Below are 25,851 nucleotides of genomic sequence, written 5' to 3' on the forward strand. Positions count from 1 at the left end.
AATAACATAATTTAAGAACTAAAAAAATGAAAAAAGTTTTATTAATCCTATTGCTAATCGTATTTATCTTAGGAGCATTTGGAGCTGCAACATACTTTATCAATTCTAACAAGAAAAGTATTGAAACGTTTGAAACGGTTACGCCTTTTAAGTCAGCAATCGTTAGGAAAGTAGTTGCTGCAGGAACTGTAATTCCTGAAGATGAAGTAGAAATCAAGCCTCAAATTTCTGGAATTATCGAAAAAATATTTGTAAAAGAAGGCGACAAAATCAAAACAGGAGATTTAATTGCTCAAATTAAAGTTGTTCCTAACGAACAATCATTAAACAGTGCAAGAAACAGAATCAAAAGTTCGCAAATTGTGTTAGATAATGCAAGAGTCGCATTCAACAGAAACAAAACACTTTTTGACAAAGGAATCATTTCAAGTCAAGAATTTGAAAGAGCTGAGTTGTCATACAGTCAGGCGCAACAAGAAATTCGCAACGCACAAAGTGACTTGCAAATAATCAAAAAAGGATCTGTTGGAGGTTCTTCTGCTAATACAAACATTAGAGCAACGGTTTCAGGAACCATTTTAGTAATTCCTGTAAAAGAAGGAGATCAAGTAATTGAAAGTAACACGTTCAACGCAGGAACAAGTATTGCAACAATTGCAGATTTAGGAAAAATGATTTTCGAAGGAAAAGTTGATGAAGCAGAAGTTGGGAAGCTAAAGCCAAGCTCTGAATTAAAAGTAAGTTTAGGAGCTATAGAAAATAAGGAATTTGACGCAAAACTTACATTTGTTGCGCCAAGAGGTATAGAAGAAAGCGGCGCAGTACAATTCAAAATAAAAGCAGACGTTTCTTTAGATGATAATTATTTTATTAGAGCTGGATATAGTGCAAATGCTTCTATTGAATTAGATAAAAAAGAAGATATTCTAGTGATCGATGAAGCATTGTTACGATTTGATTCAAAAAACGAAGACAAGCCATATGTGGAAATAGAAGTAGGAGACCAAAAATTTAAAAAGAGATTCATTGAATTGGGAATCTCTGATGGAATAAATATTGAAATTCTTTCTGGTCTAACATTAGAAGACAAAATCAAAGTCTGGAACATAAAAGCTCCGAAGAAAGATGATAAAGAAGATCCAGATAGTGAAAACAAAGACGGAGAAAATGAAGACGAAATAAATGACTAATACCCAATACCTAATATTATAACTAGTACACATGAAAAAAGTTTTTATATACATATTGCTCATCACAGTAACAATTACTTCTGTACATGCTCAAAAAAATTGGACATTAAAAGAATGTGTTGAATATGCATTGGAAAATAACATTTCCATCAAACAATCAGCCTTAGACCGACAAAATACAGAGTTAGACAAAAGTGATGCAATTGGGAACTTCTTGCCAACTGTCAACGTTTCTGCATCGCATTCTTGGAATATTGGTTTGAACCCAAACCCAGTAACAGGACAAAACATAACCGCAACAACACAAAGTTCTAGTGGTGGATTAAATGTTGGAATTGACATCTATAGAGGATTGCAAAATCAAAACAGATTGCATCGAGCAAACCTAGCACTTTTAGCCAATCAATATCAATTAGATGATATTAAAGACAATACTTCATTGCAAGTAGTGCAACGATTTTTACAAATACTATTCAACAAAGAATCGTTAAAAGTATTACAAACGCAATATCAAGTAACATTAGGAGAACTAAAGCGCACAAACGAATTGGTAAAAGAAGGTGTTGTGCCACGTGGAGACGCATTGGAAATTGAAGCAAACGCAGCAACGCAAGAACAACAAATTGTAAATGCTGAAAATGCATTGCGTTTCTCAAAAATATCATTAGCACAACTATTATTGATCAATGATTACGAAAACTTTGCTATTGCAGAAGGTAATTACATGATTCCGTCTACGACAATCATGAACAACACGCCAAAGCAAATCTTTGAAAAATCGTTAGAAGTACGAAACAATGTAAAAATATCAGAATCAAACATTGAATTGGCTGAATATGATTTAAAAATTGCAAAAGGTGCAAGATTGCCGAGTCTTTCAGGATTCTACGGATTCAACACAAGATACTTTGATACAGAATTAGGAAGTACACCACCATTTTTTGATCAAATATCAGACAACAAAGGACATTCTTTCGGAGTTCAACTAAACATTCCAATCTTAAACGGATTCAGCGCACGAAATAATATACGTAGAAATGTCATCAACATTGAAAGAGCGAAGTACAATCTTGATCAAGTAAAAATTGACTTAGAAGCTACGGTAAATCAAGCGTATAACGATACAAAAGGTTCGCTAAAAGCATACGAAGCTGCTGAAAAAACATTAATATCACGAACAGAAGCACACAAATACTCAGTAGAACGTTTCAATGAAGGAATGATGAATTCGTTTGATTTCAGTCAGTCAAAACAACGTTTAGAAAGTGCTGAATCAGATGTGGTACGTACTAAGTTTGATTACATCTTCAAACTAAAAATACTAGAATTCTACTTTGGACTTCCATTAACGGATTTAAAATAATACTCATACAAAACACGCAAAAAGCATCAATTCTTTCAAAAAGGTTGATGCTTTTTTGTGTTTAATGAAACTCACTGTTGAAAAGCCTGAAAAGTGGCATTCAATAGTGTAAGTTGAATTAACTCTGTTGAAGAGCTGAGTCTCGTTGAATAATTTAACGTCAGTTCAATATAATAAGAATTGGTTTTTTATGCAATCCGTTCTTTTTCCGAAGTGTAGCAGGCATTTTTCGTTAAGAATTTTTGAAGCCTTGGAGAAAATTTATTTAAAATAACGCAATGATTCTTTGTAAAACTTATATCGAACTCACGTTAATTTAGGTTCAAAAGGATATTTTTCGATTCAGAGTTTGTCCCAGGTTGTAATACCTTTTACATTTGTCAAACAAATAAAAATCAAATGGCATTACGATTATACATAGAAACGGCAACCACAAATTGTTCTGTTTGTTTAGCAAATGATGAGGAAGTTTTATATTTCAAGGAAGAAAATGATAAAAACTATTCGCATTCTGAAAAGTTACACGTATTCATCAAAGAAGCGTATACAACTGCGGGAATTCAGCCAAATGACGTAACAGCTATTGTTGTTGGAAAAGGTCCAGGATCGTACACCGGATTGCGGATTGGTGTCTCTACGGCAAAAGGATTATGTTTTGCTTCCGATAAAGAACTCATTGCTATGGAAAGTCTAGAAATTTTGGCACGTTCCATCAACATTAAAAATGGTGTTATTCTTTCATTACTGGATGCTCGCCGTATGGAAGTCTATTCGGCAGTATACAATTCAAACTATGAACAAATTAGGGGAACAAAGACCGAAATCATTACGGAAGAATCGTTTTCAGACTATTTAGCGAAAGGAAAAGTTCATTTCATTGGTAACGGAGCAGCGAAGTGCAAAGATGTCATTACGCATGAAAACGCAGTCTTTTATGATGAAATTTACTTTCCATCAGCCAAACACATGATTCCAATTGGAATAAAAAAACACAAAAATAACGAAACTGAAGATGTTGCTTATTTTGAACCATATTATCTAAAAGATTTTATGGTCACGAAAGCAAAAAAGAAATAACACGAAATATACTTTTGAAACAGGATATTTTTTCAATTTGCTCTAACAATCTAACAATCTAACAATCTAACAATCTAACAATCTAACAATCTAACAATCTAACAATCTAGACAAAAAATCGATTCATCAACAAGACGGCAAGTGCTAAAAATGCTGGCGTTCCTTGCACAATTAAAATTCGATTACTCTTTGTAGAATACGCGCCGTAAAGTGCCGCGACGCAAACGCAAATGATGAAAAATAGACTTACAGAAACATCTTCTGTGTATAATGACCAAAACAATCCTGCGGCTAAAAATCCGTTATATAATCCTTGATTGGCGGCTAACGTTTTCGTTTCTTCAGCAAAATCTTTAGACTTTAAACCGAAAGTTTTCATGCCTTTTGGTGACGTCCATAAAAACATTTCTAAATATAAAATGTATACGTGTTCTATCGCGACAAGCGCAATAAGAATAGTTTGTAAAATTTTCATACGTTGAAGATATGGAAAATCTATGAACATAAAAAAAGCGTTATCAATAATTGACAACGCTTTTTATATATGATAGGCAAACTTCGTTTACTTTACTTCAAAAGTAAGTTTCAAGTTTACGCGGAATTCTACAACTGCATCACCATTCACAATAGCACTTTGTTCTTGTACATATACCGATTTGATATTTTTCACAGACTTAGATGCTTGTTTTACTGCTTTTGCTGTTGCGTCTTCCCAACTTTTCTTTGAGTTTGAAAGGACTTCTATTACTTTTAATACTGCCATGATATTGGGTGTTTAAAGGTTAAAATAATAATTAGAGTTTCAAATTACGGTAATTCTTTCAATTATGAAAACTTGTGCTTACCCATTTATGGCAACAACTTCGTTTACGTGTCCTTTCAATAAACTTTTCAAAGTATTTTCAATTCCACTTTTCAATGTCATAGTAGATGATGGACAACCGCTACACGCGCCTTGTAATACTACTTTTACAACTTTAGAAACAGGATCGTAAGAATCAAACATAATATTTCCGCCATCACTTGCTACGGCAGGTTTTATGTATTCATCTAAAATATTCACGATTTCTTTTGAAATATCGTCCAAAGCTTCAAAACTTTCTTCCGATAATTCAATTTTCTCTTTTTGTTCTACAGGAATATCTTCTGAAATAACTTCTTTTCCTTCTTGAATATAATTTCGGATAAACTCGCGAATCTCCATCGTAATATCATTCCATTCCACCATATCGTACTTTGTGATGGAAATATAATTCTTATCAAGAAAAACTTCTTTTATAAACGGGAAATGAAATAATGCTTGTGCTAATGGAGCGTATTTAGTTTCGTCAATACTTTTAAACTCAAGCATGCGATCAATGATTTTCTTATTGGCTACAAACTTCATCACTGTCGGGTTTGGTGTGCTTTCTGCATAAATAGTGACAGGAACTACTTTTTTTGGTGTAGCAGTTTCGCTAATCACTTCTTTTCCTTCATTAATATAGGTTTGAATTTGCTCAGCGACTTCGTCTTGTACATCCGACCACTCAACAATATTATAACGCTCAATGGCGATAAAATTCCCAGAAATAAAGATGGTTTTTACAAATGGAAGATAAAATAATTGTTGTGCCAAAAGAGAATCTTTAGCATCATCAATATTTTTAAATTCGTAACTATTATGTCGTGTCAGAAACGAACTTGCTTCAAACTTTATAATTGCAGGATTGCTTGTTTTTTCTATACTTATAGTAATACCACTCATGGAATTATTTTTTTACAAAAGTAACCATTATCGCTGTATTTTGTAAATGCTACTGTGTAAATTATTCTATTGTTGAGGTGGCTTTTAATTATTTTTATATTTTGTGTTAAAATAATTAAGAAATAATTACGTTTTTAATAAATTGGGCACATAAAATAGCGGCTTATGAAACTCATTCTGTTAAAAAGAGAATCTTGTGGCAAACAATGAGTAATAAATTGAGATAAGAATTAAATACTTATCAAATAATTTATATATTTGACCAAATGTGTAGCATTTTGAAATGTAAAAACGTCTGTTTATAGGAGTATTGCATATAACTAACTGAAACACAACGAATAAAGACCTCGTTACCAAATAATTAAGTTGCATTGAACGTTCAATACAATTCAAAACTGTATTGACTGCTTAGTACACAAAAAGATAAACACTAATGAATTTTAAAAAATACTTAGCTATTGTTGCCATCGCATTTGGAGTGCAAAGTTCTTTTTCACAAGATGGACTTCCTGTTTATGTAGACTATCTTTCTGATAATTTATACTTAATTCATCCTTCAATGGCTGGAGCTTCCTCTTCATCTAAAATTAGATTAACAGCAAGACAACAATGGTTTGACGTAGACGATGCGCCATCTTTACAAACATTGAGTTTCAACACACGTGTTGGAGACAAAGTAGGTTTTGGAGCCATTCTATATAATGATGCAAATGGAAATTTTTCACAACAAGGAGCATATTTAACATTTGCATATCACTTATTACTTTCAAGAAATACAGTTGACTTAAATCAATTATCTTTTGGGATTAGCACAGGATTCACACAAGGAACTTTAGACGAATCAGGTTTCGATATTATCAACAATCCCGATCCAATTATTGGAGGAACACAAGCAAACGCAACGTATTTCAATGTAGATTTTGGAGCGTCATATTACTTTTTAGATTTCTATGCGCATTTAACAATCAAAAATGCACTACCAACAAAAAGAGATTTGTTCTCTCAAGAATTTGAATCAAAAAATCAACGTCGTTATTTAGCTTCCGCTGGATATGTCTTTGGTGGATACGGTAGCGATTGGAAATACGAACCATCTTTTATGTTTCAATACACAGACGAAACGCAAGAATCTTCTATTGATGCAAACATCAAAGTATACAGAAACATGGATTTCGGAAGTGTTTGGGGCGGATTATCATATAGAAGAAGTTTAGATGGAGCTGAATTTGTAAACGGAACACAAGTTGACAATCAAAAATTACAATACGTTACACCATTTATAGGATTGAACTATAACAAATTCATGTTTGCGTATACATATTCGTATCAAGCAAACTCGCTGGTACTTTCTAATGGCGGTTATCATCAAGTTACAGTAGGGTACAATTTTGGAAACAGAAGAGATCCTTACGATTGTAACTGTCCTGGAATTAATCAATAATTCAAAACACACAAAACAACATATAAAAACGGCTTGCAAATTATAGCAAGCCGTTTTATTTTTAATGAAACTCAATTTTAAGAAGTCTAAAAAGACGCACTTAAAATTGTAAATTGAATTAATCCCGCTGAATAGCGTGATCTAAGATTTGTTGTATTAGTATTCGATTAAAAGAGACTGTCTGAAAAGGTTTAAGCAACGTCATTACGAGAAATTTTTCATTTCGAAGTAATCTGTAAGTCAATAACTTAAATTTGACAGATTGCTTCATTGCATTCGCAATGACTGCTTTTCAGACAGCCTCTGATTTCTTTTTTAAAATAATTGCATAATTATATAACGATTTCTGCGAAGTCTAAAATCTAACAGCGCAAGCGATCTAACTTCTAAAAGCGAAGCAATCTAAACTTACCATACATAATTCTTACGCGCCGCTTGCGTTTTAATTGCTTTAATCATGGCACTTTCCAAATCAGTTTTAGAAGCGTTGTTCGTTTTAGAAGCAATATGTAATTTACGTTTTGCATCCAATTCACGAATTTTTGCCTGAATCTCTTTGCGTTCTTTTTGTTGCGTTGCTACATATGCTAAAATTTCTTCTTTCGATTTTCCTTTTAGTTCTGTTGGCAATTCATCTTTCTTTAACTCTTCAACCTTTACAGAATCGTTGGCAATTCCGTCTACCAAATCCCAAGAAGAATTTGTATAAAAACTGGAACTTTTAGAAACTGCTCTATCAACTGCAATTTCTTCATTAATAGAATTTGCATTAAAATCCTGTGTTGATTGATTCATCATTTTATACTGTCCTTGTCTTCCGTATGCAATATACGTTTTGTTCAAACGTGTATTATATTCCATAATTTTCTGATCGTACGGCGTTTTTACATATACAATATTTCTGTTATGCGCAATCGTCATATAATCGCCTTTTCCAATCATAGCGCCATCTTTCCACATACCAGAGATTCCTTGTTCGTAGTTTCCGCAAAAAATAGTATTAATCACAACATCTTTTTCGGTAGCATTTGTAATGGCATCTCTATAACTTACAGTTCCTTGTGTAAACGGTTCGTTTCCTGCAATAAAAAGGAGTTTCAAATCTTTTGGGTTGCTTCCCCAATTCAATTGATCTAGCGAAGTCTGAATCACGTGTCCGCAAAACTCACTTCCGCCACGTGTAGTGAGCGAAAATAATTTCTCAGAGATTTCATCCAAATCGTTACTAAAACCTAACACTTGTCGTATATAGCCTTCTTCAGAGGCTAAATTATCATTTCCGTATTCATACAAAGCAATTTCCAAACTTGGTTTCTCGCCGTCGCATTTTGCGTATGACAATTCATTAATAATTTCCCATAATTGCGCTTTCGCTTGATGAATCAATCCGTCCATACTATTACTCGTGTCTAACAACAACGCAACTTTAATAGTGTGTTGCTTTTTTGTTTCTAAAACTGTAGCTTCTGCAACAATTTCGGTTTCTGTTTCACTCAATAATGCGGTGTCAGCTTTTGAGTTTCCTTTGCAAGCCATTGTTAAAAACAGTGTGCTTACTAAAAATACATGTAGTGTTTTCATCTGTTATTCTTTTTTAGTTTTTAATTCAAATTTGGTTAAAACAGTGGCGGTTATGCTAATCTTTTGAAACGTTAAATCTTCTATTTTTGATAATGAGTTGTTGTCAAAATAGGCATTCGAAGTATTCATGCCTCTTACATTTATTTGCGCATACGAATTTTGGTCAACTTCTTTTATAAACAACGCTTTGCCGATTTCTTGGTCAATTGCTTCGGCATATTCTGTAGCTTTTTGTTTGGCAACAATGAGCGATTTAATCTTTGTTTCTCTACGAATTTTTTCAAGATCAGAATGACTTACTTTTGTAATGTTTACATTCGTAATATTCAATTGATCTAACACTAAATACGTTTTAGAAAGTGTCTTGCCATCATGAACAATCAATTGATATTTCTTTACTTTCTCTACTTCGTTACGTTTTAAAAATCGTTTTGTATAAATTCCCTCAAAGTTTGAAACTGACAATTCTTTATCGGTATCAACACCCAAACTCTTCAAATTTGCAAGTAGCAATTGTTCTTGTTCTTCAATTGTTTTCTTATGATTTTTCTCTGTCAGCGTAATTGCAATATAAATTTCATTAGGAGTTACGAGCGTTTCAGCAGTTCCTGTAATTTCTATATAATTTTGATCAATAAAATTTTTTTCGCTTTGCGCGATCACAAAAAAGTGACAACAAATAATTAAGATTGTACTAATAATATACTTTTTCATACCGTACTATTTATTTGTGTTTAATTCTTTTACGTCAATCTTTCCGTCTGGAGAAATCACATAATATTTATGTTCCGTTTTTATTTCTGTTTTTGGAGCTTGTTTCTGTTCTTTTGGTTTTGGCGAATACACCAATTTAATCTGCATTCCAACTTGAATTACAGGTTCTAAAATTGCAGCATTTAGTACGATGTCGTAATTCTCATATGAAATTGGTTGGTAATAATATGAGGTTTGCTTTTTTGCTTTGGTCACGCCTTTATTCTTCTGTAAAGCTTCTAAAGAAACACTATTGAATGCTTGGTAGTTTTTGTAGAAATCTTTTGGGAAATAACAATACTTATCATCCGCCATAATTGCATTGTAATCTGCTAAATCAAATCCTAAAAGCTTATAATATTCTTTCTTTTCTTTAATCAATTCGACTAAAGAATTTTGCAACTTTTTATACACTTCTCTAATATTTTCAATAAAATAATCAACTTTCACTAAGTTGTAAATTTCGTTAGAAGCACATGCGGCTAAAACCTTTTCAAATTGTTGTGTTTTGGTAAATTGAATGTGAATATTCTGTTGCAACTCAAAACCTTTGGGAACTTCATTATATTTTGTACTAAACAGTTTTTTCTGCACTTCAATTTCATATACTGGCACAAACGAAATCACATCAATAGCAATATCTTCTTTTTTAATTCCGATGGAAAGCAATTGTTTTCGAACATTATCAATTCGTTCATTAACTAAATTATTGGCGTCGTCGGCTGTTTTTCCAATCTGAGAAATATTAAAAATTGCTGTGTACGAAGTTGCTTTAGCGTTGTACAACGCATGTACATCTAATGTAATGTTAGCACTCGGATTCACATTTCGCGCCGGATTAGATGTTGGATTCCCATAACGTTGCGCATTTCCGTAAGCTGTTGACTTTACATTTTGCCTGGAAATTTGTTGATCGTAATTTCCTTTGTGTTGTGCAAAAATAATCTGGGTAATAAATAAGCACAGGATTAAATTTATTTTCTTCATGATGTTTTTAATTTTGCTTAAAAATACCTGCAAAGAAATTCGTAAAAAATAGGGAATGAGTAAACTGCGTTTCTCAATGAGTAAAACGGAAGATTAGCTGAGCAAAGCATAGAAAAATTACAGTAAAAACACCTAAAATGATGGTTTTTGCAAAGGTGACATTTTAGTATATCGCCGAAAGTGCGTAAGTTTATCATTCTTAATGAAAAAGAAAATGACAAAACTGCTATCTCTATTTCTATTCCTATGCTTGGTTTCGTTTCAAGAAAGTGTTGCGCAAAACGATTCTGATGAAGCGAAAAAAATATCCAGAGCTGTTTTTACAGTGCGAGGAGAAATTAGAGGAAAAACCGATAGAACTCCTGTGTCAGATGCCACCATTCGTGTTGTTGGCGGAGAAGTTGTGAAAACAAATGCGTTTGGACGATTTACCATTCGTACGCGAATTGGCGACCAATTAGTCATAGAACATCCGAGTTTTGGACAAGAGTTTCATACCATTTCCGACGGAGAACCTTTGCTTGTATTGGTTGATGGATTTGATGCACAAGATTTAGAAACGAAAAAACAAGAGCGCGTAACCAACTTTAAACGTCATAAAGTTTTATTAGATTCTGCTGTACTATTCAAAAAAAAGGACATTGATAAAAGTATTGAATACATAGAAAAAGCATTAGAAAATTTATACGATAACAACGATCAAAAGCAACTTTCAGATTCCTATACAATTCTCGGCGATATTTATGCGTATTGGAAACAGTACGATTTGGCAATAAGCAATTACAAAATTGCACTAGAAATGTATAGCACAAGTCGCTTATGGATTTCACTCGGAACCACACAATTACTCAATAAAGAATACGAAGAAGCGATTGTTTCTTTTACTACGATTCTACGAAACAACTTATCAAGATATCAGCAAACAACGTCATATGAAAGTTTGGGAGATGCACACAAAGCATTAAAAAAGTACGATAAAGCATTAGAATATTATAACAAAGCATTGGCAATTGCAAAAGAAGATTTAATCACACCAAAAATTACAGATTTAAACTCTAAAATTGCGGATAATTATGCCGCAAAAGGAGATGTGAAAATTGCAAACGGATTGTTTTTAAACTCATTGAATTTAGCTTCTGAAGAAAATGTAAATCGCGCCATTGTTGAACAGAATAGAGTAGCCGACTTTTACAATGCTACAAATTCATATGATAAAGAAATTGAATTGCGGAAGCAAAATTTGGTTGATTTAAAGAAATCTGGCGTTGAGGAAAAAGAAATTTCTGGACTTCTAAAAGATTCTACCACAATTACTTCGCAAAAAATTAATTATAAAATTGGAAATGCCTTCTTACTCCAAGAAAAATATGATGAAGCCATTCCATATTTCGAAAAAAGTATCTCAGAAGCAAACACAAAAGGAGATTTAATTGTAGAAAAAGATGCCACACGAAAAATTTCGGAAACCTACGAATCACTTGGTGCTTTTGAGAAAGCAAAGCAAGCATTTGAAGAATATGTGCAATTGGTCAACGAATTGGTTTTGGTAAAAGAACAGGAAATTTCACAAGCAAGTCGATTCACCAAAAGAATTCAAGAAAATCAAATTCGAATTTTAAGTTTAGAAGCTGATCGTGTGATTGAACGTTCTAGAAACGAAAACTATTTGCGCGAACAAGGATTGATCGAGGAAAGCAATACGCGACAGAAATACACTATTTATTCGTTGATTTTTGGAATGACGTTGTTGGTATTTACCATTTATCTGTTATATCGAAATAGCAAACAGCAAAAGTTGGCAAACAATTTATTAGCACTAAAATCATTGCGAACACAGATGAATCCGCACTTTATTTTCAATGCGTTAAATTCTGTAAATAATTATATTGCAATTAATGATGAACGCAATGCAAATCGGTATTTATCGGAGTTTTCTACGTTGATGCGTTCCGTTTTGGAAAATTCGGATGAAGATTTTATTCCATTATCAAAAGAATTGGAATTGCTTGAATTGTATGTGCGATTGGAACATATGCGTTTTCAAGATAAATTTGAGTATGAAATAAACGTTGACGAAAGCTTGAATGTTTCTGACTTTCAAATTCCGCCAATGTTATTGCAACCGTATATTGAAAACGCTATTTGGCACGGGTTGCGTTATAAAAAAGAAAAAGGATACCTGCGCATTTCCATTTCGGCAAAGACCGATGAAATGCTTGAAATTAGTATTGAAGATGACGGAATTGGCAGAAAACGTTCGATGGAATTAAAGACGAAAAACCAACTGCGTCAAAAATCGAAAGGAATGGGAAATATCAAAAAACGGATTGCCATTTTAAATGATATGTATAAAGATAAAGTGGATGTTTCTATCGCGGATGTTTCCGAAGACGGACACGGAACTAAAGTAATATTAACGCTTAAAAAAGACTAAATGCAACTACAAACTATTATTGTTGAAGACGAAGAAATAAGCAGAGAAATTCTCAAAAAATATCTTGCAAAATACTGTCCAAATGTACATGTTATTGGTGAAGCTTCTAATATTGATGATGCGCTTATTTTGATCCGAAACAACGAGTTGGATTTGGTTTTTTTAGATGTAGAAATGCCTTTTGGAAATGCTTTTGATTTGTTGGAAAAAGTAGGTGATCGTTCATTTGAAACCATTTTTGTCACTGCGTACGATCATTATGCGATTGAAGCATTAAACAGTCATGCGTCGTATTATTTATTAAAACCAATTTCGATTGACGAATTAATCAAAGCCGTAGATCATGTAATTGCTGTAAAAAGTAAAGAAGAACGTTTGGAAGAGAATGTAACGGCTACGAATATTGAAATGATTAATGGCAAAATTACCATTCCGCAACAAGATGGTTTTCAAGTGTTGAATGTTGCCGAAATTATTTATTGCAAAGCAGATGATAATTACACGGAAATCTACATTAACAATTCTAAAATTGTAGTGAGTAAAACCTTGAAACATTTTGAAGATATCTTAGAAAAATATCCTTTTGCACGTGTTCATAAATCGTTCTTAGTAAATGTAAACGAAGTTGTAAAATACAAAAAAGGAAAAGGCGGAAGCGTTGTATTGAGCAATGGAAAAGAAGTGATGGTTTCCTCGACTAAGAAAGCGAATTTGTTGTCGTATTTTAAATAATATGAAATTGTAAATGTTGAATGCTAAATTTTAAATTAAAAAATGATTTACGTCATTACGAACGAAAGTGAAGTAATCTGTTAGTCGAGAAGCAGATTGCCACAAGTTTTTTCAAAACTTTCGCAATGACGATTCAAAAGGTTATTGTGAAAAGTGAAAAAAATCACGAAAAAAAAATCACGAAAAAACAAATAAACAAATCCCCAAATCCACAAAAAAAGAGCAACACTTCGATAAATTCAGTGTCCTATGTTTAGATGATTTCACGTTATATTGAAGACCCAAAACCCAAAGCCCAAAAAAATGATAAAACCACTAAACAACAAACACCCAAAATTCGGAACCGATTGTTTCATTGCTGAAAACGCTACTATTATTGGCGAAGTCAGTATGGGAAATCAATGTAGTATTTGGTACAATGCAGTGTTGCGTGGCGATGTGCATTTCATTAAAATGGGCAATAAGGTAAATGTGCAAGATGGCGCAGTAATTCATGCTACGTATCAAAAATCACCAACAACGATTGGAAATAATGTTTCTATCGGACATAATGCAATTGTGCATGGTTGTACAATTCATGATAATGTATTGATCGGAATGGGAAGTATTGTCATGGACGATTGCGTAGTGGAAAGTAACAGTATTATTGCCGCTGGAGCTGTTGTGACTAAAAATACACATGTAAAATCGGGCAGTATTTATGCAGGCGTTCCCGCGAAAAAGGTGAAAGATATTAGCGAGGAATTAATTTCGGGAGAAATCAATCGGATTGCGGATAATTATGTGAAGTATTCGGGTTGGTATAAAGGAGACGATTAAATTGTGTTTTATCATAAATGTTTGTTTCGATATAAGTACGTGTATTATTAGTTGCGTGGTTTAGCAAAGTACTTTGTTGGTAAATCGTTTTTCTTGTTTATTAATCAATATTATCTTGCCAAGTTCCATCAGTTTCAATATCCCAACTATCTAATTCGTCATCATAGTGGTCAGAAATATTGACTTCTGGATAATCTATTGGTATTTGTCCTAAAGCTTCATTTCTTAAAAGCTCAATTTCTTCCTCAACTTTATCAATTAATTCTGCATTGAATTTTTCATTATGGAATTCCTCTTTTAAAAGTTTAAACCCAAAGTTTGACAATAAAGACTCATAAATATTGAATACGTCATTTTCCAAAGTGTCTCCAGTACACCAAATAATTTCCGTTAATAAATGCTGTAAATTCTTTACTTTAATCATTTTATCATTTCCCCTTGGATACCATAAAGAAGAGCTCATTTCTTTAAAATAAAGAAGATGACATAAACAAGGAATACTATTATTGCAATTAAATGTTGTAGAATCTTTAAAGTCGATATACTTATTAGAATAATGAATAAAAAATGCCATTTGTCATATATATTATTAATATTTTTTTTCTTAATTCTATCTTGGCGGATTCAATTTTGATTCCATTTCGTCATTTGCTTGGTAAATTATCCATCAAAACACCAAACCTTCCACCAAAAAATCATCCTGTAAAATTTCATTCAAAATTTCAGGATTTCCATTGCTGTAGAAAAGGCAATCACCACTTGTTTTTTCTTGCGTAGACAAGTTAAGTGATTCTAAAATAGAAGCAGTTTGTTTGGCAACTGCAATTCCAGAATCGATAATCGTTACATGTTTTGGAAGTAAGGTTTTTAATTTTGGAATTAAATACGGATAGTGACTGCAACCTAAAACGAGATAGTCAATATTTGCTTCTAGCATAGGTTTTAAATATATTTTCAATAAATTTTCCATTTCAGGCGTATCAATTTCGCCATTTTCAATTAATGGAACTAATCCTTCACCAACTTGTTCAATGATTTTAATGCCATTGGTGTATAAATCCGTCGTTTTGTGAAACAATTCGCTCGACAACGTTCCTTTTGTTGCCAAAATTCCAATCGCTTTGGATTTCGTCTGTAAAGCGGCAGGTTTAATAGCAGGTTCAATTCCTATAAACGGAACATCGTAGTTTTCTCTGAGGTATTTTATAGCATTTGTAGTAGCGGTATTGCAAGCGACTACAATTAGTTTGCAACCTTTTTCCAGAAGTAATTCTGTGTTTTTTATGCTGAGTTCGGTAATTCTGTCTTTCCCTTTTGGTCCGTACGGCGCATTTTTACTATCTGCTAAATAGATCGTGTTTTCGTGCGGCAACAGTTTGTGAATTTCTCGCCAAATTGAAGTGCCGCCAACGCCTGAATCAAATATACCAATCGGAGAATTGTTCATAGTGAACTCATTTAATTGTAAAAATAAGTAAAAATATACTGGAGTTTTAATGATTTGATGTTTTTTGGCTGTTGCCTAATTGAAAACGGAACTACACTCATTTTGTATATGTAGTTTATAGTAGAAATAGTAACTTCATCAATAAATTAATAGAAGTGATGAAGAGATATGTGTTAATAACAGTTTTGTTATGTGTCGGAACAATTTTAAATGCGCAACCTGGTCCAAGATATGAAAACTTAAATGATGGAATATTCGATGTTATTATTATTGATTCTACAACGAATTTATCGCGTGTAGCGTTGTTAAAAGATATGAGAAACCTCAATTTAATTATTCAACTTCCTAAAATTCCTGTTGAGTTTAAAAATTTTGTTCATACAGAATCATTAACAATTACTATTGCAAATGATTTGTCTGATTTAGTATATTTTCCAAATTTGAAATCACTGAGTATTCACAGTTACTTAGGAAAAGAAATTTCGCCAAATAACATACAATTAGATTCTTTACAATCATTGTATATTTCAGATGCTAAAAATTTAGAACGTATGGATGCGTTTTCTGAAAATATAGCTATTGAGCGACTTTTTATTCAAGGAACACCAAATTTGATTCGGTTTCCAAAATTCGCCAAAAATAATAGGATTAAAGAGTTGAAAGTTGATCACGGAATTACATTTAGAAAAAATTACGGCACCAATTATTTGAAAGCGATTAAGCATTTATCCAGACTTAATAAGTTAACGTTGGCAAATATTTATAGTATTACCGAAGTTCCTTCATATCTTCCTGTATCAATTCAATATTTGGAAATTAATAGTTGGGCACTTCACAATCGAACTACAAAAATTACAAATCTTCGCCATTTAAATAAGTTAAAAAATTTAGAAGAACTGAGGTTATACGCTATTGAATTGGATAGTGTGGAAACTACTTTTCCGAACCTTTCTTTAAAAGGATTATATCTTGATAGAGTTCAAAATTTAAAAGATGTTTCTTGGGTATTTACTTTTGATGCTATTGAACACCTTCGCATTCGAAATTGTAATGATTTGTATGTAATAGAAGGTAATTTAGAGAATGATAACATTTCGGAAATAGATATCAATAAAGCTAACAATTTGACTTCAATAGATTTTTTGTTTAAGCTTACTAATTTGAAGTTTTTGGAAGTGCGAAATTGTTCAAAATTGATAGTGCCATCTACGGATGTGATGTATAAAATTCCGCATATTATGATGGCAGGAACTAAGTATCATTTTTATAGAGAAAATTACATTTGGGAATTGATTGAATATTATGATTAATTTATTTTTAAAATTAAAGCATAAAAAAACCGCCAAGTAGCGGTTTTTTTATGAAATATAGTAAGTGTTAGTTACTGAATTCCTAATTCTTTCTTTACAGAAGCCATTAAGTTAGTTCCGTCAGCAAGTAATAAACCTGAACCTGGAGTTTCGTCTAATACATATGCAAATCCTTCTGCTCTTGCTACTTTTTGAATGGCAGCTAATGCTTTATCTTGGATAGGCTTCGTTAAAGCGATATACTTATCTTCAGCTGTTTTTTGAGCTGCAGCTTGTGCTTCTTGAATTCTAGCTTCTAATTCAGCTAATTCTTTTTTTCTGATTTCGTTTTCAGTAGCCGTTTTTGTTGGAGCTTCGTTCGTATACTGTGTTAATTTATTTCTGTATTCAGTAACTGAAGCTTGAATATCTGCTCCTAATGATTGTTGTAATTTGTCAAATTCTGTCTTTGCTGATTTCATTTCAGGCATTGAACTAATTAGTTCTTGCGTGTTGATGTGAGCAACTTTTGTCTGTGCATTAGTTAAACTTACTACTCCAAAAAATAATATTGCAATAGCAATTAGCTTTTTCGTCTGTTTCATGATTTTCAATTATTTACTTTAAGTGTTATTTATATTAATTGTTGTTATTTTCCATTTCCGGCACCGCCGCTACTTTTTTCTTCTTGTTCTTTTTTACGAGCTTCTTCTTTCTTTTTCTTGTCTTCTTCTCGCTTTTTACGTTTTTCTTCCGCTTCTTTCTTTTTAGCTTCACGTGCTTCAATTAGCTTTTGACGCTTTTCTTCGTACGCTTTCTTTTTAGCTTCACGTTCTTCTTCTCGTGTTTTTTTTCGTTCGTCTAATAGTTTCTGACGTTCTTCTTTTTTGGCAGCAGCAGCTTCCTCTTTTTCTGCTACAGCTTCTTCTCGCTCTTTTTTTCTAGCTTCTATTTCAGGATTTGGTTCTTTATCTTCATCGTCAAATTTAGATTTTTCACTTGCTTCCTTAAGTTGAGCAGCTCTACCTTCTCGTTTTACATCTCTATTAATTGTGCGTAATACAAGATCACTTATATCGAATTTCTTCGAAGAAAAAAGCATTACTACATCAGCTGATTTGTCAAATATGAAATCGTAACGTCTCTTTTTTGCAATATCTTGAACAGCATTTAATACTTGGTCTTGAATAGGTTTTACCATATTCTGACGTTGTACCATCAAACTTCCATAAGGACCAAAACGGTCTTGCTGATACGTTTGTAATTCCTGCTCTAAGATTTCTACTTCTTCTACACGCTCGTCAACTAATTCTTTGGTAAGTAAAACACGTTCTGCACTTAGATTTTTTTTCATTTGATCTATAGTGTTTTGCTTTTTCTGAATTTCGCCTTTCCAGCGTTGCGCTTTTGCTTCTAGTTGTGTGTTTGCTTCTTTGTATGCAGTTACATTTTCTAAAATGTATTCCATATCAATGTAGCCTACTTTTGCACCAGTTACACGTTGCGCGTTTACGGTAGATAGTGTTAGAAGCACTGTTAATAAAAAAAGAACTTTAGTTTTCATATCTGTTGGTTTGTTAATAGAAAATATCGTGCCAAAATTTAAAATGACTTAAAATTGTTGTCCGATTATGAAATGAGTTTCCCATCCATTTCGTTGTGTTGTCCCTGGAATTGGATCAAATCCGTATCCAAAATCAATACCTAATAATCCGAATGCTGGCATAAATATACGTAATCCTGCACCAGCAGAGCGATTTAGATCAAATGGACTATATTCTTTAAACGAATTAAATGATCCACCAGCTTCTAAGAATGATAGTACATAAATAGATGCCGTTTGTTTCAAAGTTATCGGATAACGTAACTCTAACGAAAATTTATTGTAAATAGTACCTCCATCTACATCAGATAGTGCTTGATTTGGATATCCACGTAATGCAATGGCTTCTCTACCATCTAAACTATAGTTTCCTAATCCGTCTCCACCGACGAAGAATCTTTCAAATGGAATGATTCCTCTATCATTGTCATACGCTCCTAAGAAACCAAAATTCGCTTCTGTTTTTAGCACTAATTTTCCTGAAATACTTTGATACCAAGCTCCTTTGAATTTGACTTTGTAAAATTCTAACCACTTGAATTTTTCTTGATCTACTTTCGCTTGATCTGTGATAGAAACTTCTCCTGGCTCTAAAGTTGGCCCTAAGTTTGCAGGTTGTCCTGGTTGATTTGCGTTTGCATTTAAGAAGTTACCATTGGCATCTCTTAATTGATAGTCGTTTTGGTTTCCTAACTCTCCGTAATCTACATTGTTGAATAAAGAATATGGAGGCGTTATTTTTGCACTTATAGAGAATTCTGATCCAGACATTGGATATATTGGGTTTGGACCTGATGAGTTTCTGCTCAATGCAACTGTGTATGAGAAGTTGTTTGAGAATCCATTACCAAATGTAAATAATCCTGTGTTGTAATTTTTTAAGTTATAATGTTGAAAGCTTAATGCTTGCGACAATACGAAATAATCATCTGGTTCTGCTAAACGTTTTGCCAATCCTACGGATAATCCTGTAATTAAGAAACGTCGGTCTTTGTCAGCATTGTTTGTTTGTGGATTGAATAAAAACTGAACCGTATGTGATAATGATGTTGTAAACTGGACAGGTTTTTTTCCTCCTAACCACGGTTCCGTAAACGAGAAACTAAATGTTTGGAAAAATCTACTTGCCTGCGCACGTAATGCTAATTTTTGTCCATCTCCAGTTGGAAGTGGTTTGTATGCGTCACCTTTAAATAGGTTTCTGATAGAGAAGTTATTGAACGATAATCCTAAAGTTCCGATGAATCCACCGCCACCATAACCACCTTGTAGTTCTATTTGACTTCCGCCGCGTTCGGCTAAACTGTATTCAACATCAACAGTTCCGCTATTTGGATCTGGATTTTTGATTTCTGGCTTAATTTGCTCTGCATCAAAGAATCCTAACTGACCTAATTCACGAATGGTACGAATGATTTTGTCTTTACTATATAATTCTCCCGGCTTCGTACGAATCTCACGATAGATTACGTGATCGTTTGTTTTTTCGTTTCCAACTACTGAAATGTTGTTAAAATACGCAGGTTTTCCTTCAATGATACGAATTTCGAAGTCGATGGTATCATTTTTCGCAGAAACCTCAACTGGGTTAATGTTAGAGAATAAATACCCGTTGTTTTGATATAAGTTTGTTAAGTCGGCTGCATCAGGATCAGTTTCATCAGCAATACGCTTTTCTAGTAAAACACCATTATAAGTATCTCCTTTATTGATTCCTAACAATCGGTTTAAATCTCTATCTGTATATGCAGCGTTTCCTAAGAATGTAATATCTCCGAAGTAGTATTTTTTTCCTTCTTCTAAAGCTATGTCAACATTTAAAGTATTGTCTTCATTCCAAGTGATCGTATCTTTTGTAATACGCGCATCACGATATCCGCTTTCTTTATATTTTTCAATAATAGAAGCTAAATCTGCTTTGTAGTCTTCCGGAATAAGTTTTGAAGCTTTGAATACACGAAACAGAAATTTCTCTTTTGTGTTACTCATTGCTCTACGAAGCTTTTTATCACTAAATTTTTCGTTTCCAGTAAAGTTGATATTTTTAATTTTCACTTTTTTGCCACGATCAACATTCACAATGATTTTCATTGAGTTTTTTGCATTGTTCGTCGTATCAGCAACTGTAGTCATGTCTACTTTTGTGCTGTAATATCCTAACTTTTTATATTTGTTTTGGATAAAGTTTTTTGTGTCTGCCAAGAAACTTTCGGTAACTTTCTTCCCTTTTTTAAGTTTCGATTCTTTGATAATAGTTGCCGCTTTGCTTTCTTTCAAGCCGCGTACTTCTACATCTGACAATGTTGGTAATTCTTGAATGTCTAATTCTAAGAAAACGGTGTTACCTTCTACACGAGCAATATAAAAGTTGATATCACTAAAAAGTTCCAATCCCCAAAGTTTTTTAATAACGGCACTAATTTCCTCTCCAGGAATTAAGATTTCTTGTCCTTCACGCAATTGTGTGTAGGTTACAACGGTTTGTTCGTTGTAACTTTTTAATCCAGTAACTTTAATGCCTCCAATTACATATTTCTTTCCTTTATCAAAAGTAGTTTCTTGTGCATGTGTGGTGATACTGCAAAACAGTAATACTACTAGTAATAATGATTTTAGGTACTTCTTTTGCATTAAAATTCTAATTAATTTGTTCGCTTGTTTTTCCAAATCTTCGTTCTCTATTTTGATAATTAATCAACGCTTCATATAAGTGCTCTTTGCTAAAATCTGGCCATAGTACATTTGTGAAGTATAATTCAGCATATGCTATTTGCCATAACAAAAAATTACTTATACGATGTTCACCACTGGTGCGTATAAGTAAATCTACATCGGGTAAATTTTGCGTGTAAAGATGCTGATTAATAATGGATTCATCAATAGATTCCAATAAAATTATATTATTTTTAACTTTATGACAGATTTCTTTAACAGCATTTTTTATTTCTTCCCTAGAACCATAGCTAAGTGCTAGTGTCAGTGTCATGCGTGTATTATCTTTTGTCTTTTCCATAACTTCAAATAACTCCTTTTTCGCCTTTTTTGGAAGCGTATCTAAGTTGCCAATTGCTTGAAGTTTAATGTTGTTTTTAAGAAGTAATTTTAGTTCTTTTTTCAAGGAAGAAACTAACAATCGCATCAAGGCATCTACTTCTAGTTTTGGGCGATTCCAGTTTTCGGTGGAAAATGCATATAAAGTAAGATATTGTATACCGAGTTCGGCACATGTTTCTACGGTTTGCTTTACTGACTTAGTTCCGCTTTCATGACCAAATACACGAAGTCTCCCTTTTAGTTTTGCCCAACGACCATTTCCATCCATAATAATGGCTAAATGTTTCGGCAAAAAGTCTTTCTGTATTTTATTAGCTAAACTCATTTGTGTTCGTGCTTGTTACATTAGTAACAGTAGCAGGGTTTTTTTCCAAAAGTATATGTTAGGGTAATTCCCGTAAACATATACCAATCATTACTATTTATGTTTCCGAACTTTAAATTGTCGAAATCTTCTTTATCATTTACAGGGTTACTTCCATCCAAATCATCTGTAAAAGTATACCGAGCGCCAATCTCAAAAGCTATAATCATTTTTTCTGAAATAGTTGCTTTGTATCCAAGTACCATCGGAATGGCAAAAGCGGCGTCATCTCCATACGGAATTATGTTTCCATCGTCCAAAAATAAGGTGTCATAACTGAAATATGAAATTCCTGTATATATATATGGTGTTGATTGCGGATCTATGTTATGTAAATTGAAATCCCAAAACGTAAATTCTATTCCTAATGATAGCTCCGTAATTGTATTTGTAAACTCTAATCCTCTAAATTGCCTTGACGGATCATCTGATTTTATATCCTTGCCTTCTAAAAGCGTTCGTGTGATAGATGCTCTAAAGGAATGTCTCGCACTTCTATTCCATTTATAAATAGCTCCGTACGCTAAATGGTTTGGATTAATGTATTGTGTTGATCCTACATCACCAATAAAATTACTGTACCCAACATACGCTCCAATTTCATGGAGTTGTGCGTTTGCGGTTTGGGCTAAAGTAAAAGCGACCAACAATAAAACTAATCTTTTCATAAGTATCAAAAGTTTGCAAATATAGTATTCTATTTTGTTATAGGCAATTCATAAAATAATCCTATGGCTTTTAAACATAATTTGCAGGGTTTTATTGCTTTTAATTTCGTTTATCTTCTCCCCAAAGAAGCTTTTTACGAAGCGTCTTTAAGAAACTTTGCCCTTCTAGTTCTACTAATTTTACAGTAAAAGGAGCTTTTTTTATAGTTATGATGCTATTAATATCAACTGTAGCAATTCTGGAATCTAACGAAATAAGATGTTTATCTTCTCTTCCAGAAACCTCTAATTGTATGGTTGTATGATCGGGAATTACTAAAGGTCTTGCGTTTAAATTGTGCGGCGCTATTGGTGTTAATACAAAACTATTATTATTAGGTGTAATAACGGGTCCGCCGCAACTTAATGAATATCCGGTAGAACCTGTTGGTGTTGCTACAATCAATCCGTCTGCCCAATACGAGTTTAAATATTCATCGTTTAAATGTGTTTTTACGGTAATCATCGACGTTGTATCTTTTCGGGCAACCGTAACTTCATTCAAAGCAAAATTCATCGCAAGAATATCTTCATTTACGGGCGAAGTTTCAATTGCTAACACGCTTCTTTCAATGACTGTAAATTCTTTTTTGATGATTTTAGAAATGGCATTTTTTATTTCTTCTTTCTGAATCGTTGCCAAAAAACCAAGTCTTCCTGTGTTGATTCCTAAAATTGGAATATTCAAATCTTGCACAAGCGTGATGGTTCTCAAAATAGTTCCATCGCCACCAATACTAAAAAATAAATCGAAAGATTCATCTAAATCGGCATAGGATTCAAATGTTTTATACGTTTTTGTAACTTTTACTTTAGATGAGAAAATAGCAAAATATTGCTTCTCAATGTAAATTTCTACACCAAGCTGCTGTAAATTGTCTAGCAAATATGTAATGTATTCGCCAGAATCTTTATGGTAAAATTGACCGTAAATACCAACTTTCATAACTTAGATATTGAGATATTTATTTAAGTATTCCGAACGTTCTTTTAAATTTTGGATATAAGAATCTTCCGCAAATTCAGACACAATATTATAACTATACCTTCTGAACGATTGTACAATATCATTCAAGCCACCATTATTGAGCTTTATTGTAACTTGTATTAAATCGTTTTCTGCTTTCGAAATAAACGCGCCTAACAAGCGAGCATTATTCGATTCTACTATTTGACTTATTTCACTAAATGAATAATCTTTCACACCTTTTTCAACCACTAAAACACTTCCGAGTTCGTGTAAAAATGGAGTATTGTTAAAAACACTAATAATATCATTTAGTTCGTAATATCCTATATACTCATTCTGCTCATTCAAAATAGGCATTACGTTTGATGAATTTTGCGCAAAGGCTTCCAATACATCAATCCAATTTGTTTGTTGTCTCACAAAAAACTGTTCCAACGCATATCGATACTCTTTAATTGGAGTGTCGGAATCAAAACAATGTGAATCTGTCTCAGATAAGCAACCCAAATAGGCACCATCTTGCGTGATAGGAATGTGCGAAAAGGTGAGTTGATTAAATACCAATTGCGCCTCTTTCACAAGATCATTTACAGATAATGGAGTTACGTCATTTAGAATGTATGGGGCAATATTCATAGAACAAAATATTTGTGGGTGCAAATTAATTAAAAATAACTACTTCTTAGCATGCTAACTTTGTATTTTTGTGCTCAGATATAAAATAAACGCAATGACAACGAAACTCAGTGTGAACATAAATAAAATTGCCACATTACGAAACGCTAGAGGTGGCGATGTTCCTAATTTGGTAAAATTTGCCAAAGATGTGCAAAATTATGGTGCGCAAGGAATCACAATTCATCCACGACCAGACGAGCGACATATTCGCTATCAAGATGCACGCGATTTAAAATCAATTGTACATACAGAATATAATATAGAAGGAAATCCGATTCGTAAATTCATGGATTTAGTGTTGGAAGTAAAGCCTATGCAAGTAACATTAGTGCCAGATTCAATTGATGCAATAACATCAAACGCAGGCTGGAATACGATACAACACAAGGACTTTCTCACGGAAGTGATTTCAGAATTTAAAAAGAACGGAATTCGTACGTCTATCTTCGTAGATCCTGATCTTGCAATGATTGATGGCGCAAAAGAAGTAGGCGCAGATCGTATTGAATTATACACCGAAGAATTTGCGCACCAATACAGTTTGGGCAACAAAAAAGCAATTCAATCGTATATAGATTGTGCAGTTCGTTCCAACGAATTGGAAATTGGAGTTAATGCAGGACACGATTTAAGCTTGGAAAATATTGAATTTTTTGCGAAAGAAATTCCAGGATTATTAGAAGTTTCTATTGGACATGCATTAATTGCAGAATCGTTATATTTAGGAGTTGACAATGTAGTAAATATGTATCTAAAAAAGCTGAAGCAATGATTTTGCATTCAAACATACTAGGAGAAACTGGAAAACCATTACTCATATTGCATGGTTTTTTAGGAATGTCAGATAACTGGAAAACACTCGGAAAGAAATTTGCCAAGGAAGGTTTTCAAGTACATTTAATAGATCAACGAAATCATGGACGAAGTTTTCATTCGGATGAATTTAACTATGATGTCCTTACGGAAGATTTAAAACGTTACTGCGAGCATCACAAGTTGGACACTATTTCGCTTATCGGACATTCTATGGGCGGAAAAACGGCGATGTTATTTGCTGTGAACAATCCGGAAATGCTAGATAAATTAGTTATTGTAGACATTGGTCCAAAATTTTATCCAACTCATCACGAACAAATATTAGCAGGTTTATCAGCTATTCAAGAAGAAATGTTGGCAAGTAGAAGTGATGCGGAAGATGTTATGAAAAAGTTTGTGCCTGATTTTGGAACGCGTCAATTTTTGCTTAAAAATTTATATTGGAAACTAGATAAAACACTTGGTATGCGTGTAAATTTGGATGTTTTAATAGAAAATGTAGAAGAAATTGGGGAAGCACTTTCAGGAGTTGCTACGTATGAAAAAGAAACATTATTCCTAAAAGGAGACAAATCAGAATACATTCAAGTTGGAGATGAGGCGTTAATTCATCAATACTTTCCGAAAGCAACCATTCAAGAAGTTTCAAAATCGGGACATTGGTTACATGCGGAAAATCCTAAAGAGTTTTTCGAAAAAACCTTACGATTCTTGAATTCTTAAAAATCAGCATAAATTTACTGTGAACGCATAATAAATTCGTATAAACCTTGTGTTTATAATAATTTGTATTATTTTT

General features: G+C 33.0%; 25 protein-coding genes. 10 read left to right on the forward strand and 15 right to left on the reverse strand.

Annotated features, from left to right (window positions below; genetic code table 11):
- The first annotated feature begins 26 nt into the window (after nt 1-26).
- From IMCC3317_RS17375 to tsaB, 3 genes are all read left to right on the forward strand, one after another.
- A complete protein-coding gene (locus tag IMCC3317_RS17375) occupies nt 27-1,190 on the forward strand; it encodes an efflux RND transporter periplasmic adaptor subunit (protein WP_160130755.1) in 1,164 nt (387 codons plus the stop codon).
- A 31-nt stretch (nt 1,191-1,221) separates the two neighbouring features.
- Entirely contained in the window at nt 1,222-2,553 is a 1,332-nt protein-coding gene (locus IMCC3317_RS17380; RefSeq protein ID WP_160130756.1) for a TolC family protein, read from the forward strand.
- A gap of 399 nt (nt 2,554-2,952) precedes the next feature.
- Nucleotides 2,953-3,630, forward strand: a complete 678-nt coding sequence (gene tsaB, locus IMCC3317_RS17385; RefSeq protein WP_160130757.1) for a tRNA (adenosine(37)-N6)-threonylcarbamoyltransferase complex dimerization subunit type 1 TsaB — start codon at nt 2,953-2,955, stop codon at nt 3,628-3,630.
- A gap of 106 nt (nt 3,631-3,736) precedes the next feature.
- Here the strand turns inward: tsaB and IMCC3317_RS17390 are convergent, their stop codons facing one another.
- The 3 genes from IMCC3317_RS17390 to IMCC3317_RS17400 all read right to left on the reverse strand — a co-directional run bounded on the left by IMCC3317_RS17390 (nt 3,737) and on the right by IMCC3317_RS17400 (nt 5,377).
- On the reverse strand, nt 3,737-4,105 hold the full coding sequence (locus tag IMCC3317_RS17390) for a DUF1304 domain-containing protein (RefSeq protein WP_160131953.1): 369 nt from the start codon (nt 4,103-4,105) through the stop codon (nt 3,737-3,739).
- 87 nt (nt 4,106-4,192) lie between these two features.
- Nucleotides 4,193-4,393 carry a dodecin family protein gene (locus IMCC3317_RS17395; RefSeq protein ID WP_160130758.1) on the reverse strand — a complete coding sequence of 67 codons (201 nt, stop codon included), beginning with the start codon at nt 4,391-4,393 and terminating at the stop codon, nt 4,193-4,195.
- Nucleotides 4,394-4,471: 78 nt separating this feature from the next.
- On the reverse strand, nt 4,472-5,377 hold the full coding sequence (locus IMCC3317_RS17400; protein ID WP_160130759.1) for a NifU family protein: 906 nt from the start codon (nt 5,375-5,377) through the stop codon (nt 4,472-4,474).
- Nucleotides 5,378-5,810: 433 nt separating this feature from the next.
- On the opposite strand from IMCC3317_RS17400, the gene IMCC3317_RS17405 reads away from it, so the two are divergent.
- Nucleotides 5,811-6,818 (forward strand): PorP/SprF family type IX secretion system membrane protein, encoded by a 1,008-nt coding sequence (locus IMCC3317_RS17405; protein ID WP_160130760.1) that lies wholly within the window; start codon nt 5,811-5,813, stop codon nt 6,816-6,818.
- Nucleotides 6,819-7,226: 408 nt separating this feature from the next.
- Here the strand turns inward: IMCC3317_RS17405 and IMCC3317_RS17410 are convergent, their stop codons facing one another.
- Genes IMCC3317_RS17410 through IMCC3317_RS17420 form a run of 3 tightly spaced genes read right to left on the reverse strand, consistent with a single transcriptional unit; the run spans nt 7,227 to nt 10,139 of the window.
- Nucleotides 7,227-8,399, reverse strand: a complete 1,173-nt coding sequence (locus IMCC3317_RS17410; RefSeq protein WP_160130761.1) for a VWA domain-containing protein — start codon at nt 8,397-8,399, stop codon at nt 7,227-7,229.
- 3 nt (nt 8,400-8,402) lie between these two features.
- Complete coding sequence (locus IMCC3317_RS17415; RefSeq protein ID WP_160130762.1) at nt 8,403-9,113, reverse strand: SIMPL domain-containing protein; 711 nt, start codon at nt 9,111-9,113, stop codon at nt 8,403-8,405.
- Nucleotides 9,114-9,119: 6 nt separating this feature from the next.
- A complete protein-coding gene (locus tag IMCC3317_RS17420) occupies nt 9,120-10,139 on the reverse strand; it encodes an SIMPL domain-containing protein (protein ID WP_160130763.1) in 1,020 nt (339 codons plus the stop codon).
- A 214-nt stretch (nt 10,140-10,353) separates the two neighbouring features.
- Here IMCC3317_RS17420 and IMCC3317_RS17425 point away from each other — a divergent pair, with 214 nt between their 5' ends.
- The 3 genes from IMCC3317_RS17425 to IMCC3317_RS17435 all read left to right on the forward strand — a co-directional run bounded on the left by IMCC3317_RS17425 (nt 10,354) and on the right by IMCC3317_RS17435 (nt 14,124).
- Nucleotides 10,354-12,573: a tetratricopeptide repeat protein gene (locus IMCC3317_RS17425; protein WP_160130764.1), complete on the forward strand. Its 2,220-nt coding sequence runs from the start codon at nt 10,354-10,356 to the stop codon at nt 12,571-12,573.
- Entirely contained in the window at nt 12,574-13,305 is a 732-nt protein-coding gene (locus IMCC3317_RS17430) for a LytR/AlgR family response regulator transcription factor (RefSeq protein WP_160130765.1), read from the forward strand.
- 303 nt (nt 13,306-13,608) lie between these two features.
- Nucleotides 13,609-14,124: a gamma carbonic anhydrase family protein gene (locus IMCC3317_RS17435; RefSeq protein ID WP_160130766.1), complete on the forward strand. Its 516-nt coding sequence runs from the start codon at nt 13,609-13,611 to the stop codon at nt 14,122-14,124.
- Between the two features lie 100 nt (nt 14,125-14,224).
- Here the strand turns inward: IMCC3317_RS17435 and IMCC3317_RS17440 are convergent, their stop codons facing one another.
- Together IMCC3317_RS17440 and murI are read right to left on the reverse strand one after the other, a co-directional pair.
- The gene (locus tag IMCC3317_RS17440) at nt 14,225-14,587 is read right to left on the reverse strand and encodes a hypothetical protein (RefSeq protein WP_160130767.1); all 363 of its coding nucleotides are present in this window, start codon (nt 14,585-14,587) and stop codon (nt 14,225-14,227) included.
- Nucleotides 14,588-14,791: 204 nt separating this feature from the next.
- Nucleotides 14,792-15,571 (reverse strand): glutamate racemase, encoded by a 780-nt coding sequence (gene murI / locus IMCC3317_RS17445; protein WP_160130768.1) that lies wholly within the window; start codon nt 15,569-15,571, stop codon nt 14,792-14,794.
- A 155-nt stretch (nt 15,572-15,726) separates the two neighbouring features.
- On the opposite strand from murI, the gene IMCC3317_RS17450 reads away from it, so the two are divergent.
- Nucleotides 15,727-16,881: a disease resistance family protein gene (locus tag IMCC3317_RS17450; RefSeq protein ID WP_160130769.1), complete on the forward strand. Its 1,155-nt coding sequence runs from the start codon at nt 15,727-15,729 to the stop codon at nt 16,879-16,881.
- Between the two features lie 71 nt (nt 16,882-16,952).
- On the opposite strand, the gene IMCC3317_RS17455 is transcribed toward IMCC3317_RS17450, so the two are convergent.
- The 7 genes from IMCC3317_RS17455 to IMCC3317_RS17485 all read right to left on the reverse strand — a co-directional run bounded on the left by IMCC3317_RS17455 (nt 16,953) and on the right by IMCC3317_RS17485 (nt 24,194).
- Nucleotides 16,953-17,465 (reverse strand): OmpH family outer membrane protein, encoded by a 513-nt coding sequence (locus IMCC3317_RS17455; RefSeq protein WP_160130770.1) that lies wholly within the window; start codon nt 17,463-17,465, stop codon nt 16,953-16,955.
- A gap of 44 nt (nt 17,466-17,509) precedes the next feature.
- The gene (locus tag IMCC3317_RS17460) at nt 17,510-18,424 is read right to left on the reverse strand and encodes an OmpH family outer membrane protein (protein ID WP_160130771.1); all 915 of its coding nucleotides are present in this window, start codon (nt 18,422-18,424) and stop codon (nt 17,510-17,512) included.
- A 48-nt stretch (nt 18,425-18,472) separates the two neighbouring features.
- A complete protein-coding gene (gene bamA / locus IMCC3317_RS17465) occupies nt 18,473-21,094 on the reverse strand; it encodes an outer membrane protein assembly factor BamA (RefSeq protein ID WP_228054834.1) in 2,622 nt (873 codons plus the stop codon).
- 7 nt (nt 21,095-21,101) lie between these two features.
- Complete coding sequence (locus IMCC3317_RS17470; RefSeq protein WP_160130773.1) at nt 21,102-21,842, reverse strand: isoprenyl transferase; 741 nt, start codon at nt 21,840-21,842, stop codon at nt 21,102-21,104.
- 20 nt (nt 21,843-21,862) lie between these two features.
- On the reverse strand, nt 21,863-22,549 hold the full coding sequence (porG, locus tag IMCC3317_RS17475; protein ID WP_160130774.1) for a type IX secretion system protein PorG: 687 nt from the start codon (nt 22,547-22,549) through the stop codon (nt 21,863-21,865).
- Between the two features lie 100 nt (nt 22,550-22,649).
- Entirely contained in the window at nt 22,650-23,534 is an 885-nt protein-coding gene (locus IMCC3317_RS17480; RefSeq protein WP_160130775.1) for an NAD kinase, read from the reverse strand.
- A 3-nt stretch (nt 23,535-23,537) separates the two neighbouring features.
- Nucleotides 23,538-24,194 (reverse strand): CBS domain-containing protein, encoded by a 657-nt coding sequence (locus IMCC3317_RS17485; RefSeq protein WP_160130776.1) that lies wholly within the window; start codon nt 24,192-24,194, stop codon nt 23,538-23,540.
- Nucleotides 24,195-24,288: 94 nt separating this feature from the next.
- On the opposite strand from IMCC3317_RS17485, the gene IMCC3317_RS17490 reads away from it, so the two are divergent.
- Both IMCC3317_RS17490 and IMCC3317_RS17495 read left to right on the forward strand, forming a co-directional pair.
- Nucleotides 24,289-25,008 (forward strand): pyridoxine 5'-phosphate synthase, encoded by a 720-nt coding sequence (locus IMCC3317_RS17490; RefSeq protein WP_160130777.1) that lies wholly within the window; start codon nt 24,289-24,291, stop codon nt 25,006-25,008.
- Nucleotides 25,005-25,775: an alpha/beta fold hydrolase gene (locus tag IMCC3317_RS17495; RefSeq protein ID WP_160130778.1), complete on the forward strand. Its 771-nt coding sequence runs from the start codon at nt 25,005-25,007 to the stop codon at nt 25,773-25,775. The genes IMCC3317_RS17490 and IMCC3317_RS17495 overlap by 4 nt, the downstream gene beginning before the upstream one ends.
- The last annotated feature ends 76 nt before the right edge of the window (nt 25,776-25,851 follow it).

This window comes from Kordia antarctica, assembly GCF_009901525.1.
Lineage (GTDB): Bacteria > Bacteroidota > Bacteroidia > Flavobacteriales > Flavobacteriaceae > Kordia > Kordia antarctica.